Annotated in this window: 1 protein-coding gene (only partly in view); it reads left to right on the forward strand. The window is 36.6% G+C overall.

The window, feature by feature from the left end; all coding sequences use genetic code 11:
- On the forward strand, window positions 1-18,301 hold the 5' portion of the coding sequence (locus tag ACXR6G_RS12880; RefSeq protein ID WP_458361842.1) for a Calx-beta domain-containing protein. It continues 9,758 nt past the right edge of the window; the window shows 18,301 of its 28,059 coding nt (coding positions 1-18,301); the start codon lies at window positions 1-3; the stop codon falls past the right edge of the window.

Genomic DNA, 18,301 nt, shown 5'->3' on the forward strand with positions numbered 1-18,301 from the left:
ATGTCACTTTTATTGTTGACGATTTTTTTGTTCTCTGGCTTTGTAAATAAGGTAAGCGGTCAAGATGCCCTCATAACCAATAAAGGCGTAGAAGCTATTTGCTATGGAGAAAGCTCCTCGCTTCAAGTCATTATTGGTGCAAGTGTTGGACCATATACGATTGTATACAAGGAAGGAACAACTTCTATTGAAGTTACAGCTTATAATAGCGATGGAGACCCCGACAGTCCAACTTATGGTGGAGATGCCATTGCTATATCCCCGGAATCGACCACTATATATTCTTTAGAAAGTGTTAGGGATAAGTTTGGGACTTATTTACCTGTTGATGCGGCTACCCAAACTATCACTGTACATCCATTACCAAGCAATCTTAACTTAACAAATCCTCTATCTTCGGTTTGTGCCGGCTTAGACTTTAATATCACCGCAAGTGCTACAGGCGAGGTTCGTATTGAAATATGGGACAATCCAAAATCAAATAAAATTGCTGACTTGCCATATGTTAGTAATATCAATGTTGACACTCAATATACCTTAGTTGCGGTTAGCGATCAGGGATGTTCTGTTGATCAGTCTATAAGTATTGTAATAGATAATGAAGATCCTATAGCCATATGTGAAAATATTGATGTCTTCCTTGACGTTTCAGGCAATGCCAGTATAGTTGCTGCTGATTTGGACAATTCATCAACAGACAATTGTGGTATCACAAACCGAACAATTAGTAAATCTGATTTTACTTGTGCTGATTTAGGTGATAATAATGTAAGCCTAACTGTTTTCGATGCAGAAGGAAATTTCAATTCATGCGTGGCAGTTGTTACAGTAAAAGACAATATTAATCCAAGTATAAATGGAATTGCAACCAGTAGCACTGTTTCAGCTTCTAGCTCAATTTGTAATTATACTGTACTTGATAATAGTTATGACCCAACTGTTTTAACAGATAATTGTGCAGTAACATTACTTACTTATACTATTAATGGCGGTTCACCAGTTGGGACTGATAATACAACATCCTTAAGTGGAATCTCTTTAGATAAAGGGGCTAATAATATCGTTTGGATCGCTGAAGATGCAAGTGGAAATACAGCACAATGGTCTTATTCCATAACAGTAAATGATAATACTGCACCTGTATTTTCCAATTGTCCGGGAAATCAGGATTTAGCAATGGCTAACAATGCATGCGATGCTATATTGCCAGATTATATTTCATCTTTAAGTGTGGTAGCAATTGATAATTGTAGTCTTGAAGGAAATATTACCTATAGTCAATCACCTATCGCTGGTACCCAAATAAGTGGAGGTCATGGGATAATCCAAAATGTAACAATTTTGGCAGAGGATGAAAGTGGGAATCAAGGAAGCTGTGTCTTTCAGGTTACTTTGGTTGATTTGCAGGATCCTGAGATTATCAATTTACCAGAAAATATTGCCATAAATAATGATAATGGAAATTGTGGCGCTGTTGTAAGTTGGACCCAACCAACGGCTGACGATAACTGTACAGGATTTGGTATTGCTCAAACTATTGGTGATCCATCAGGTTCTACATTTCCAGTTGGTGAATCGACTATTACTTATACTGCAACCGATGTAGCGGGAAGAACAACTGATGAAAGTTTTACCATTACTGTTACTGATAATCAAAATCCAGTAATTGAAAATTTACCAGCAGATATCAACAAAACGAATGATGCAGGTGTTTGTGGAGCTATTGTAAGCTGGATAGAACCAAATTCAAACGACAATTGCTCAGGGCACTCTATATTCCAAACTGCCGGAGATGCAAGTGGATCTACTTTTCCTATTGGAACATCTACTATAACATATACAGCTACCGATGCTGCTGGTTTAATCAAAACTGAAAGCTTTACAATTAATATTACAGATACCGAAGATCCTGAAATTGTAAGTTTACCTGATAACATTGTAGTCAATAACGACTCTGGTGTTTGTGGTGCGACAGTTAACTGGATTGCACCAACTTCTTCCGATAATTGCATAGGACATAGCATAAGCCAATCTGTCGGACTTGCAAGTGGATCTGTTTTCCCAGTTGGAGTAACAACAATTACTTATATAGCGAGCGATGCAGCAGCAAGAACACATGCTGAGAGTTTTACTATAACAGTAAATGATACTGAAAAACCAATTATAAGTAATTGTCCTTCAAGTATTGTAAGAACAAGTGATGCTGGAGTTTGTACAGCAAATGTTTCATGGACCGAGCCAACAGCGACAGATAATTGTACGTCAACATCGAATTTGGTTTGGACAAAATCTCACGCTCCTGGCGACGAATTTTCGGTTGGAGAAACAACAGTTACATATACAGCAACAGATGAAAAAGTAAATGTAAGTAGCACATGTAGTTTTACAGTTACAGTTACGGATAATCAAAAACCTATTATTGCGAATTGTCCTGCAGATATTTCGGTAGATACAAATGAAGGAACTTGCTTTGGAACTGCTAGCTGGACTGAGCCTACTGGCTCTGATAATTGTATTGGAACTTTAAGCTGGAATAAATCACATACTTCAGGCTCAAGTTTTCCTGTTGGAAATACAACAGTTACCTACATATTAACTGATGAAGCAGGAAATACAAGTGCTGTTTGTTCTTTTGTTGTAAGTGTTAGTGATAACGAGGCTCCAATTGCAGTTTGTAAACCTGTAACTATTTATTTGAATGAATCTGGTATTGCAAGTCTTCTTCCAAGTGATGTAAATGATAATTCTTCAGATAATTGTACGGATGCTGAAAATTTGATCATGTCTCTGAGTAAAACGTCATTTAGTTGCTCTGAGATTGGAGTAAATGCGGTAAACTTAATAGTAAAAGATGCCGCGGGTAATGAGAGTACTTGTAATGCCAATATTACTGTTATTGATAATACAACTCCTAGTGTAACAACTACATCTGGAACTGTTTCAAAATCAGTAAATACAAATTCGGGTGATTGTTTTTACACTGTAAATGGTGCAGAATTTGACCCTATTGTTGCAGATAATTGTGGAGGTGAAATATTTTCTTATGTAATTAGTGGAGCAACTGATTTAAGTGGTGATGGAACATTAGCATCACAATATTTAAATAAAGGAGACAATTTAATTTCCTGGATTGCAACAGATGCAAGTAATAATGTAACATCAAGTGCATTAACTTTTACAATTACAGTAATCGATAATCAGGCGCCAATAATATCTGCAACTACAAATAAAAATAGAGGAACCAATACTGATTGTGGATATACGGTAACAGGTGGGGAATTTGATGTGACTATTACAGATAATTGTGCTTTAAGTTCTCAAACTTATTCTATTAATGGAGGAACAGCTGTTAATGCTAGTAGTTTGGATGGAGTCGTATTTTCGAAAGGAACAAATTCTGTTGTTTGGACAGCTAGTGATGGAGTTAACAGTAGTACTAGAACTTTTCAGGCTACTGTGGTTGATGATGATGCTCCAGTTATTTCGCAAACCTCCGACATTGTACAGAATGTAGACCTTGGACAATGTGAAGCTATTGTATCTTGGTCAGCACCATCGTTTACCGATAATTGTTCTGGAGTTAGTATGACTAGAATTCAAGGGCCAGCTAGTGGAAGTACTTTCTCTCCTGGAACAACTCAGATAAAATATCGTGCAACCGATGCAGTTGGTCTTGTTACTGACATGTCTTTTAATATTACAGTAGCTGACCAAACACCACCTGACCTGACTTGTCCTTCAAGTACAGAGCTTTCACCCTTTGAAAGGCTTGCTGATATTGGTGTTTGTTTTTATACAGTACAAGGATTAGAGTTTAATCCAACAGCTACAGATGAGTGTAGTTTGATGTTGACGAATGATTTTGATGGAACATCAACTTTGGAAGGAAAACAAATACCTACTGGAGTACATGCAATTGAATGGACAGCTACAGATGGTAATAACACCTCAACATGTACTGTTTATATAAAAGTTGAAGATAATCAGGATCCAACATTTACCCAACCTAACGGTGATCCTATAAATTCATATTCTTATAATTTTGATACAGACCCAGGGCAGTGTTATTACACCATTTCCGGAACTGATTTTGACTTGGGAAATGTCGCAGATAATTGTAATGCCGCGATACCAACCTATGAAATTACAAAAAATGGACTTAGTGTTTTTACTGGTAATAACACATTGTCTAATTTGCAGTTACCAAAAGATAACGCTCACTCTTATGTCGTTGTCTGGACTCTTTCAGATGTAAATGGCAATACTGTAGTATCTACGCTATTTGATATTACTATTTCCGATAATCAAGCTCCATCATTTGTTTGTTATGGAAATGAAACAAGAGAAATGCCTATTGATGCATGCGAGTATGTAATTATTGGAACTGAGTTCGATCCAACAGAATTGACTGATAATTGTGATGGGTTAAACGATTTAACGATTTCATATACTTTAAATGGAACATCGGGAGGCGCATCAACAAGTTTAGCTGGAGTTACTTTAGTAGGTGGAGTCCATGATGTTGTTTGGACTGTTTCTGATCAAAGTGGAAATAGCCAAACTTGTAGTTTTAAAATAACTGTGGCTGATTTATCTGTGCCAGTGATTACTACAATTGTCAACCAAACCAAAGATGCTCCAGCTGATAAGTGTTCGTATAAAACTGTTGGAACAGAGTTTGACCCAATTGCTACCGATAATTGTACCACTTTAACTTTGGTCAACAATCAAAACAATACATCAACTTTAGCAGATTTTGAATTTCAAGTTGGTGTAAGCATAGTGGCATGGAAGGCTACAGATGCTGCAGGTAATATTTCAATCATACAGTATCAGGTTACTGTAAATGATATTGCAAAACCTACCTACACTTTATCTGCAAATGAATCCAGATCAGCGTCTGCAAGTAATTGTTTTTATGTAGCGTTAGGAACCGAGTTCGATCCTCAGGGAATTGTAGATAATTGTACGCCTGATAATTTCTCTATCACGAACAATTGGAATAATTATAAAACATTGGCTTATGAGCAATTTCCAGTTGGTGTAACTGATGTTGAGTGGACAGTAGCTGATTATTTTGGAAATGAGCAAAAAAAGACAATTCAAATAACAGTTGTTGATGATACTGATCCGGTTATTGATTGTCCAATAGATGATTATTTACGAGTGGTGGATCAGGGAAAGACATACTACACAGTTGGGAATGGTGAATTTAAGCCTGTGGCTTCTGATAACTGTTCGTTTACTTATACTAACAATTTAAATGGGACATCAAGTTTTACCGGAGAACAATTAAATCCAGGTACACACGCAATCATTTGGACTGCCCTAGATGTAACAGGCAATACAACAACTTGTACTGTAAATATTAATATTGTAGACGATTTGTATCCTGCAATTACATGTGTGGGGGATCAGTCTGTATCAAATACGACAGGACAATGTAGTTATATAACTGTTGGAACTCAATTTGATGCTAGCTCGACGACCGATGGTGCCACTTTGGTAAATGACTTTAACAATTTATCGTCGCTTGGCAGTGCTGTATTTCCTCAAGGAACAACACTGGTTACTTGGACTGCATCCCGAACAGTTGATGGACAAAATTATTCAAATTCTTGTAGTTTTTATGTAACTGTTAGAGACGATGAGTTCCCATCAATTACAGCACCTGCTGATATTACAGTAAATACGAACTCTGGCTGTTATGCTAATAGTGTATCCCTAGGAACTCCAACTACCTCTGATAATTGTGGGATTAGTTGGATACAAAATGATGCCCGATCATCTTATTATATTGGTGAGAATATAGTAACATGGAGAGTAAGGGATACTCATGGAAATATATCATCGGCATCGCAAAAAGTAACAGTTTTTGATGATGATGCTCCTTATATTGATTGTCCGTCGCCTTCAGATTTGTGTCGTCAGGTGGATGTAGGACAATCTTATTACACAGCCAATGGTAATGAATTTGGTCCTTACTATAATACTGATTGCTCAGGAATTAAGAGTGTGGTGAATGATTTTAATGGAACTTCTTCTTTAAGTGGTGCACAAATTCCAGTTGGTGTAAACAATATTGTTTGGACTGTTACTGATAATGTTGATAATGTTTCTACTTGTACAATCACAGTAACTGTTAATAATGATGATCCACCATCTGTTGCTTGTCGTGAAAATGCGCGAGTAAATACTGATGCTGGAGTATGTACTTACACAGTTTCAGGTACAGGATTGGATGTTACCTCTCCAGCTACTTTAAGTCACAATATTCAAACAGCAGATTCAGGAATTACGCCATATGCTCCTAATACAAATACGCTTGACGGAGCAATACTTTCTAAAGGGGTAACTGATATTATTTGGACAGCAACTGATGGATCAGATGTAAATAATTGTTGTACTTATACCATTACTGTAATTGATAATCAGGCACCATCAATTAATTGGCCGGCAGGTGTTTCTGCTAATGTTGATAGTGGATCTTGTACAGCTACTGGTGTCGATTTAGGAATACCAACCGGAACGGATAATTGTGATGCTCCTGTAGATATTGTTTATTCACGAACACCATCTGGCAACAATTTTGATGCTGGAGTAACTAATGTTTATTGGTCTGCAAGAGATTCTCGTGGTTATGTTGTTAGTCATACACAGCTTGTTACGGTGGTTGATAATATTCCGCCTGTTATTACTTGTCCTGTATCTACACATTATAGAGAGTTTAATAATTCTCAAGTAATATACTATACCGTTGTTGGTACAGAGTTTGAGCCAGATGTTGACGAGAATTGTAATCTTACATCATATGTTAATGATAAGAATAACTCTGGAAATCTAAATAGCGTACAATTATCAATAGGAGATCATGCCATTGTTTGGACAGCTACTGACATTTCTAGTAATTCTGATAACTGTACTGTTAATGTAACGATAGTTGATTCTTTTGATCCAATCTTAGATTGCCCTTCAAATTTAATTGAATATACAGCAAGTAATTCTTGTTCTTATACAAACTCTGGAAGTAATTTGGATGCACAATTTGCTAATTTATCCATAATTGCTGGAAGAACATTAACTCATAATGTGCAAACTACTGATTCAGGAGTATTGCCTTATGCTCCAAATAACACAACTCTTGATGGTGCTGTTTTCCCAAAGGGAATTTTAACAATTACCTGGACAGCAAGACAAAACATTGGAGGAAGTGAATATACAAATACATGTAGCCATCAGGTTACAATAAGCGATAACGTAGCTCCTGTTATTAGTCCATTACCTGCTGATGTTATTGTAAATATTGATCCAAATACTTGTATCAGTACAACAATTTTATCAAATCCGCTTGTAACAGATAATTGTACGCCAATAATTGACTTAGTGATTAGTAATGACGCTCCAATTCCGTTTTTAATTGGAACAACTAAAGTTCGTTGGACCATTGGAGATGAGGCTGGAAATATTACTGTCCACTATCAAACAGTTACTGTGGTTGATAATGAAGGACCCGTGATTTCTAACTGTCCTTCTACAATTACCGTGCAAGCATCTGGCGAAAATTGTCAGGCAATTGCAAATTGGCCAGCACTGTCTGCTACCGACGATTGTAGTGGAGTTAAGAGTTTTACTTCAACTCACTCTCCTGGGAGTTTGTTCGATGTAGGCACAACTGCAGTTACTTATACTGCAATTGATAATAATGATAATGAATCAACCTGTATATTTAATGTTGTTGTAACCGATGTTATTCCAATAATTTCGTGTATTGCTAATCAAACGCGAAACACCAATGCCGGAAATTGTTCATATCGTGTTTTAGGTAATGAATTTGATCCAACAGCATTTAGTGATAATTGCAAAATAGCTTCAGTTGTTTGGAGTTTTATTGATGCTGAAACTAATTTAGAAAGAACCGGTTCGAATACTTTGTCAGGAATTGAAATTTCAAGAGGTTTTGGAGCTGGAGAAACAGGAGAAACTGTAATAACATGGACAGTAACCGATGCAAATGGAAACGAAGCTTCCTGTTCATTTCTTCTAACAATTGAAGATCAAGAGGCTCCAGTTATTGCCGTACCAGGGAATCAGACCAGGAGTACCGATTTTCATAAGAATTACTATACAGTACAAGGTCTGGAATTTGACGATGTAACTTCAGCTGATAATTGTGGAATTGTAACTAAATTGGTAAATGAGTTCTCGGTAGCCTCATTAGCAGGAACCCAATTACAAATGGGAGAAAATACAATTACTTGGTTTGCCGAAGATGATAAGGGAAATAGAAGTGAAGCTAAATTCTATGCATACGTAGTTGATACAGAGAATCCATACGTAGATACAGAACCTACCAATACGATTGCACAAACATCTGGTGCATGTAATGTGGTAGTAAATTATACAGCTCCTGAATTTCTTGATAATGTAACTGCTGCTGGAGATATTACAGTAACTATCAGTCCTGCCGATGCTGGTTCAGGAGGAATTTTTGATGTGGGAACTACAGAGGTTACATATATGGCAGTTGATGAGAAAGGAAATCAATTTACATATACTTTCAACATTATTGTCGAAGATAATGAGAATCCAACAATAACGTGTCCATCAAGTTCTCCATTTAATAGAAATACAGATACCGGAGAATCATATTATTTGGCTCAAGGAAATGAATTTAACCCAACATTTAGTGACAATTGTTCTGCGACTATCAGTAATAATTACACCAATAGTAATACTCTCGCGAATGCAACATTCCCAGTGGGTACAACCGATGTAATTTGGACAGCCATAGATATGACTGGAAATTTTGTGAGCTGTCCAATTCAAGTTATTGTTTCGGATAATGAAATACCTGTAATTTCAAATTGCCCAAGTTCAACAGTTGCTGAAAATGCAGATATTGGAGCTTGTTCATTTGATGTACCTGGCGCCGAAGTTGATCCTTATGGCTTCTCAGATAATAATGGGCTGAAAAAATTAACCTATCAAATAGGTTCAGGTTCCCAAGTAGGAACAGATTTAACAACAACTTTAGCGGGTGTGTTTATTCCAGTTGGAACAGTTTCTGAACCAACAACAACGGTAATATGGCGCTTGTATGATTTAGACGATAATGTTAGTGCGACTTGTACCACAGTGTTTACTATTTCTGACGTGGAAAATCCAAGCGTAACTACGGTCGCAAATCAAACAAGAAATACAGATCTAGGACAAGGATATTATACTGTGATAGCAGGAGACAATTGGAATCCGCTTGTAACAGATAATTGTGATGCTACGATAATAACTTACAATGTTGAAGGAGCAGGAGAAGTAGGAACAGATCTAACGACTAGTATTGAAGGTGTACAATTTGCAATTGGTACACATGAAGTTGTTTGGACTGGAACCGATAACCATGGTAATACAAATACAGGAAGATATTTGGTTAAAGTTATTGATGAAGAAGTACCAACTGCAAATTGTAACAGTGTTACTGTACAGTTAAATGCCTCAGGTAACTATTCTTTGGATACAGATGATATCAATGCTATTGGAAGTGGATCTTCTGATCCATCGGGAATTGCTTCAATGGAAGTAATACCTAATAGTTTCTCTTGTAATGATGTTGGTAATAATACAGTTTTATTAACTGTAACCGATAATCAGGGTAATATTTCAACTTGTAATACCGCAGTTGTTGTATTAGAAGATGCAACACCGCCTAATGCGATATGTAATAATATAACAGTTCAATTAGACGTTCTTGGTCAAGCAAGTATTTTGGCAAGTCAGTTGGATGCTGGCTCGACTGATGCATGTGGAATCCAAAGTGTTTCTGCATCGCAAATCACTTTTGATTGTTCTGATGTAGGTGCTAATGTAGTAGTACTTACTGTTACAGATATTAATGGCAATTCATCGACTTGTAATGCAACTGTTACAGTTGAAGATCATATCGATCCAAATGCAGTATGTAATCCAATCACAATAAACTTGGATGCTTTAGGAAATTATACTTTATCAGGAACAGACATCGATAATTTATCCGTTGGCTCATCAGATAATTGTAACCTAACTAAAACTGTAACTCCAAATACTTTTGATTGTACTGATATTGGGTCAAATTCGGTTACTTTAAGAGTCACCGACCCTCAGGGGAATTACGATGAATGCACCACAACAATTACTATTGTTGATAATATTAACCCTGTGGCAATTTGCCAGAATATAACTGTACAGTTAGACGGAACAGGAAACGCTACGATTACACCAGCTCAAATAAACAATAATTCTACTGATGCCTGTGGTGTTAATCTAAGTTTAGACAAAACAAGTTTCGATTGTTCCAATATCGGAAACAATACGGTTACCTTAACAGTTACCGATGATAATGGTAACAGCTCTCAATGTACAGCCACAGTATTGGTTGAAGATAATGTTGATCCGGTAGCTATTTGTCAGAATTTCACAGCTCAACTTGATGCTTTTGGCAGTGCAACACTTTCTACATCTAATATTGATAATGGTTCTAATGATGCTTGTGGTTCGGTAACACTAAGCCTAAGTAAAACAAACTTAACTTGTGCAGATGTCGGAACTCAACCTATAACATTAACAGTTGAAGATGAACATGGGAATATTTCAACTTGTTCATCGACTCTAACAGTTGAAGATAATATTGCTCCAACGGCCATCTGTCAAAACATAAGCATTCAATTAGATGTTGATGGAAATGCAACGATTATTGCTTCTGATTTGGACAATAGATCCAATGATGCTTGTGGTATTTCTTCTTTGAGTATTGATAAATCGACTTTTGATTGTACGAATATTGGTGTTAATACGGTTACTCTAACCGTTACTGATAACAATGGGAATACTGCAATCTGTACATCTGCAGTTACGGTTCAGGATCTTATTGACCCAGTTGCAGCCTGCAAGAACATAACCGTTCAGCTCAATGCCAGTGGAAATGCATCAATTACGCCTTCTCAGGTTGATAATGGCTCTTCTGATGCTTGTGGAATCAATATGAGTTTAGATATCTCGACTTTTGATTGTACTAATATTGGTCCAAATATAGTTACTTTAACTGTTACCGACGATAATGGTAATAGTTCTTCTTGTACATCAACAATTACTATTGAGGATAATGTAAATCCAACGGTAATTTGTCAGGATAAAACGGTACAGTTAGATGCATCTGGAAATGCGAGTATTACTACAAATGATATTGATAATGGATCAAACGATGCATGTGGTATTGCATCAAGAAGTATTGATGTTTCTAGCTTTACTTGTGTAAATATTGGAGCCAATACGGTAACTCTTACAGTTACTGATAATAATGGAAATGTATCAAGCTGTATATCAGTAGTCACCATACAAGATAATGTAGTGCCAACAGCTCTTTGTCAAAACAAAACAATTCAATTAGATGCATCTGGAAATGCTTCTATTATCAATGCTGATATTGATAATGGATCATCAGACAATTGTGGAGTTGCTTCATTAAGCTTAAGTAAATACAATTTTACTTGTAGCGATTTAGGAAGTAATACAGTTACTCTAACTGTTACCGATGTAAATGGTAACTCTTCAACATGTGATGCAACAGTAACTGTTCAGGATATTATCAATCCTACAGCAATCTGTAAAGATTTTACTGTTTCTCTTGATCGATCGGGTAATGCAACTGTAGTTCCTGCTAATATTGATAATGTATCCATTGACAATTGCTCTATTTCGCTTGAAATTTCAAAAGCGGAATTGTCTGGTTATGCAACTTCTCTTGCATATGAATGTAGTGATCTGTCAGTCCAAATAATTTATCTTGAAGTAACAGATGCAGCAGGTCTTAAAGCAACTTGTTCGTCAACTCTTACCGTTGTTGATGATCAAGGACCAACTGTTGATGATTTAACAGATAGAAATGTAAATACGGCTGTTGCCTGTACCTATGTACACGGTGATGACACATGGAATCCAATAGATAATTGTGGAACCGTAAGTACCATGTCGTATGTTTTATCTGGTGCTACAACTGGAACAGGAAGTACTTTAAATGGGATTGCCTTTGCTAAAGGTAGAACTACAGTTACTTGGACCGCTTCTGATAATCATGGAAATGCGGATAGAGTAACAAACTTTGATGTTGTGGTTTCTGATGATGAGAATCCAGAATTTACATCATGTCCAGCAAATATTTCGAAACTTGCTGTAAGTGGAGATACTTTTGTAACAGTTTCGGATATTCCAGTTTCAACTTATGATGACAACTGTGAAGTTACTCAGCTTGATTGGGAGTTAACGGGTGCAACAACCGGAACAGGTACCGTTAACAGTCCGATTAGTGGAACAACTAATCCTGTAAATGGATTCAATTATAATATAGGTACTACTACAGTTAATTATCATGCGATTGATGCTGCGGGTAGTTCAGTGTTATGCGCCTTTACGATTACTGTAAATGCAAGTGGTGAATCTATTATTGCTAATAAAACTAATATCACTACAAGCGAGAACTTAGCTTATGAAGAATTTACAGTTCTTTTAAAATCTGCTCCTACAGGTACTGTTATAATTGATGTTGTTAGTAATGATGCTGGAGAAGGAACTCCTGATAAAGGTCAATTGACCTTTGATGCTTCCAATTGGAATATAGCCCAAACTATTCGTGTAACAGGTGTTAATGATGATGTAGCCGATGATGATATTAATTATAATGTAACATTATCCATTAATAAGGCAGGAACTGATGATGCTTCCGGATATGAGGAATCTCAATCGACAGTTGTTGCTGCAGTAAATCAGGATAATGATACGGCTGGAGTAGCTGTTACTGTAAACGATAATATAACAGGTGAAGATGGCAGTACAGGTTCATTTAGTGTCGTTTTAAATACAGAACCAACTCAAGATGTAAGCATTACTGTTTCAAGTGATGATTCAACTGAAGGCGCCGTTTTGGGTTCTACAACATTTATATTTACCTCTGCCGATTGGGATACAGCTCAAACTGTAACAATTAATGGAGTGGATGATGATATTGATGATGGTGACGTAGATTACAGCATCATTACAGGAAATACTTCATCCACAGATCCAAAATACAGCAATTTAGTGGTTGATGATGCAAGTATGAACAATGTTGATAATGATACGGCAGGCTTTGTTGTAACACCATTAACATTATCTACAAGTGAAACTGCTCCAAGTACAGCTACTTTTACAGTTGTGTTAACAAGTAAACCTGCTACTGATGCAATTAATTATAATGTAATTGTTGATTTGGTAAGTGGTGATGCAAGTGAAGGAACAATTGATAATACTCAACTTACTTTTGATCATACAGATTGGAATAGCCCTCAAACAATAACGGTTACTAGTGTTGAAGATATTGTTGTTGATGGTGATATCACCTATTCTATAAACTTAACTGTTGATAGAACCAATACGAGCGATCCTATTTATAAAGATCCTGCAAAGGTGAATGATCCAGATAATGTATCGGTTACCAATGCTGATAATGATGCTGCAGTATTAGCCATAAATGATGTAACTGCATTCGAAACCAATTCAGAAACTACCAATTTTGTATTTACTGTTACCCATTCTGGAGCTGAAGTTGTTGGTGCCTATACTGTTTCTTATTATACTCAAAATGGAACTGCAAAATCACCATCTGATTATACAGCAATTGGAGGATTACTTCCTTTTGTTGGAAATCAATTAAATGAAACACAAACATTAAGCTTGGCAGTTAATGGAGATCTTGCTTTGGAGCCTGATGAGACTTTCGAACTTGTTCTAAGTTCTGTTATTGCTCCTGGAAGAAATGTAACAATTGATAATGCAAATAAAATAGGAATAGGAACAATTGAAAATGATGATTCTTCAGTCTTATCAATTTCAGATCCTTCTATTGTAGAAGGTGACTCAGGATCTACTCAATTGGTTTTCAATGTAAGCTTAAGTAATCCGGTAGAATTAGGTGTAACTGTTGATTATGTAACAGTAGATAATACTGCAACAACTGCAAATTCAGACTATGACTATAAGACAGGTACACTTACGTTTGTAGGTACGGCTTCTGAAGTTCAAACAATTAGTATTCCAATTAATGGGGATGAAATAATTGAATTGGATGAAATTTTCTTAATCAACTTAAGCAATGCACTAGTTAATGGAATCGTTGACCCTGCAATTAGTATTTCTGCAACCCAAGGAGTTGGAACAGGAATCATCACCAATGATGATGCAGCAGTTATTTCAATAACAGGTTTTACTGTTGATGAATCTGCAGGAACTGCTGATTTCACCATAACAATGGATAGGGCTGTTCAGGATGCATTTACGATTGATTTTGCGACTTCGGACAATACCACTTTGGCAGGATCCGATTATACATCCGTCACACGTACTAGTGGAACAGCGCTCAATTTTGGAGCAGTAAACCCATTGGTCCAAACAGTCACAGTTACGATTCTCGATGGTAGTATCGTAGAACCAACAGAAAGCTTTTATGGAACAATTAGCAATAAAGTTGATGCAAAAAATCAGGCAGTAACATTCTCAGGAGGTGGAGTTTCAACTCAGGTTTCAGGAACTATCATAGATAATGATGTGGCTACTCTGGCAATTAATGATATGAGTGTTGCCGAATCAGCAGGAACAGCAACATTTACAATAACACTTACAGGTACTGTTCAGAATGATTTCACAGTAAATTATTCAACTGCAGATATTACAGCTCTGTCTCCAACAGATTACAATGCAATTACTTCAACACAGCTTACTTTTGGAGATGTAAATAATAATGTACAAACATTTACTGTTGACATTATTGAGAATACTATTGCTGAAGCAACTGAAACTTATAATATTAATCTAACAGGCTTAATCACGAGTAATCAGGCAGGGCTTAGTATTTCGGATAATCAGGGACTAGGAACCATTACTGATAATGATATTGTTCATTTAGTATTGAATGGATTTACACTTACTGAAACTGATGGTTCTCAGGTTCAAAACTTCTTTGTAAGCAGAGATATTGCTTCTCAATCAACAATAGTATTATTGTTTTCAACAACAGATGATTCTGCGAAACAAGGAAGTGATTATACTCAGCTAACAGATGTAGCTGTTACATTACCTTCAGAAACAACTGGAGTAACCAATATCGTTACACCAATATTAGGTGATATTATAGCTGAACCAACAGAAATTTTTACCGGAACAATTTCATTGAATACATTGAACGGACAGCAGGTACAAATTACTACAGCTAGTGCAACAAGTACAATCAATGATAATGATGTTATGCAAGTAACATTAGAGGATAAAACGGTAACCGAAACCAATGGAACTCAACCAATCAATTATGTGGTAAGTAATAATATTGCCGCAGAAAATGATGTTGTTTTAAGATTTGATACTTCAAATGGTACAGCATTGACTGGTAGTGACTACACTTCTCAGGCAAATACTGTTGTAACAATTCCAGCGGGAAGCAAATCAGTTAATATTCCTATTGATGTTTTAGGTGATGAGATTTTGGAACCTCAGGAAGTATTTAACGCAGCCATTAGCTTGACAAATGACAATAGTCAGCAGGTTAATATTGCAGATGCAAATGCTGTTTACACAATTAATGATAATGATGCAGCTAGTATTGCAATTGCAGATGTTAGTGTTGCGGAAAATGTTGCTGGCGGACTGGCTACTTTTAAAGTAAGCTTAACAGGAAATATTCAGGACGAATTTTCTGTAGATTATACTACAAGTGATAATGCAAGTGCTCTTGTTGGTTTTGATTATATTCTATCTTCAGGAACTCTTACATTCCCTGCAGGTTCAACAAGTGGAACGACAAAAATCTTTACAGTTGCCATAACAGATGATAACCTTGTAGAGCCCACTGAAACTTATACGATTACATTAAGTGGAATTACGGGTGGTTTGGTTAGTATCTCGGATGCAACGGCAACAGGAACCATTACCGATAATGAGGCGGCAAGTATTGCAATTAATGATGTAAGTGTAGTTGAGGATATCGCAAGTGGTGAGGCAGTTTTCACGCTTACTTTAACCGGTAATATACAAGATGCTTTAACTGTTAATTTCACTACAAATGATGTAACAGCGGAAGCTCCAGATGACTATGCTGCAGTGATGAATACTGTAACTTTTGCTGCTGGTTCATTGAGCTCAGCAACAGAAGCAATCACAATCCCTATAATTGATAATGCAATTGCAGAATCAACAGAAACTTATCATATCGATTTAAGCAATATTGTGAGTACAGGAAGTGCAATAATTTCTGATAATCAGGCTTTAGGTACGATAACTGATGATGATGAGGTGACAGCAATTAACCTCACTGGATTTACAAATTCAGAAGCGGATGCTAATGTGGCGTATAACTTTGTTGCTAGTATGGATATTGTTGCTCAGTATCCTGTAGTGATTAGTTTTACAACAACTGAAGGTACAGCAATTGCAGGTAGTGACTTTACAGCACAATCAGTGGTTGAGTATACCATTCTACCTGGTGATTTAAGTGTTAATATTCCAGTAGTTGTGATTAGTAATTTGGTAAATGAACCCCAAGAATCTTTTATAGGTACGATTGCGATTGTAAATAAAAACGGTCAGCAAATTGCACTTGGAACAGATACTGCAACAGGTACTATTAATGATGATGATGCCGCTATTTTTTCTATTACAGGATTTACCGTTGATGAAGGTACAGGAACAGCTGATTTTACGATTGCTTTAAATCGTTCGGTTCAAAATGTGATTTCTGTTGATTTTGAAACAGCAGACGGAAGTGCATTTGATGGATCCGATTACACAGCAGTTGGTACAACAACTCTTATTTTTGGAGCTGGGAATGCTGATAGCCAAACTGTAACAGTTTCATTAACTAATGATGATGTTGTAGAGCCTTCAGAAACTATAATCGGACGCTTAAGCAACCTGATTAATAACAGTCAAGATGTTACTTTATCCGGCGGTGGAGCAAGTACTGATGCTACAGGAATAATAACAGACAATGATTTTGCCACTCTGGCTATCGATGATGTTAGTGTGAATGAATTAGCAGGAACAGCTAGTTTCACTATTACTCAAACGGGAGTAGTTCAGAACGCTTATACTGTAGATTTTGCTACGGCGAATTCAACAGCAGTTGAACCTTCTGACTATACTGCAATATCTACTACGACATTTACTTTTGGTAATACAAATAGTAGTACTCAATCTTTTACCGTTAATATTATTGAAAACGCTATTGCGGAAGCAACAGAAGAGTATCACATCAACTTATCGAATCTAATTGTTAATGGACAATCAGGAGTTTCTATTTCTAAACCACAAGGTTTAGGTACGATTACAGATAATGATGCATACACGATCAGTATTGCAAATATCACCGTAAGTGAAACTGATGCAAATGCGAATCACAATTTTGTGGCGACCATGAGTGGAACAGCACAAGAAGATGTTGTGATCAGCTTTACAACAAGCAACGGAAGTGCCGATGGAACAGATTTAACAGCTCAAACAAATCAGACTTATACGATTACTGCAGGTTCAACAAGTGTGAACATTCCAGTAGCGATATTAGGCGATGATATTGCTGAGGCTCAAGAAAGTTTCACTGCAGCTATTATAATTAGTGATGCCAATGCACAGCAAGTAACTATTGGAACTGGAAGTGCAACAGCAACGATTAATGATGATGATGTTTATACAATTAGTATTGCAGATATTACTGTAGGTGAAAGTGATGTAAATGCTAATCACAACTTTGTGGCGACCATGAATGGAACAGCACAAAGTGATGTGGTGATCAGCTTTACAACAAGTAACGGAAGTGCTGATGGAACAGATTTCACAGCTCAAACAAATCAGACTTATACGATTACTGCAGGTTCAACAAGTGTGAACATTCCAGTAACGGTATTGGGCGATGATATTGCTGAGGCTCAAGAAAGTTTCACTGCAGCAATCACAATCAGTAATGCGAATGCACAACAAGTAACAATCGGAACTGAAAATGCAATAGCAACAATTAACGATGATGATGCTTACACCATCAGTATTGCTGATATCACCGTGAGTGAAAGTGATGCAAATGCGAATCACAATTTTGTTGTAAGCATGAATGGAGCAGCGCAAAGTGATGTTGTGATCAGCTTTACAACAACAAATGGAAGTGCAGTTGGAACAGATTTTACAGCCCAGTCAGCACAGACTTATACGATTACTGCAGGTTTAACAAGTGTGAATATTCCAGTTGAAGTATTAGGCGATG

The sequence above is a fragment of the Ancylomarina sp. YFZ004 genome, from assembly GCF_054254355.1.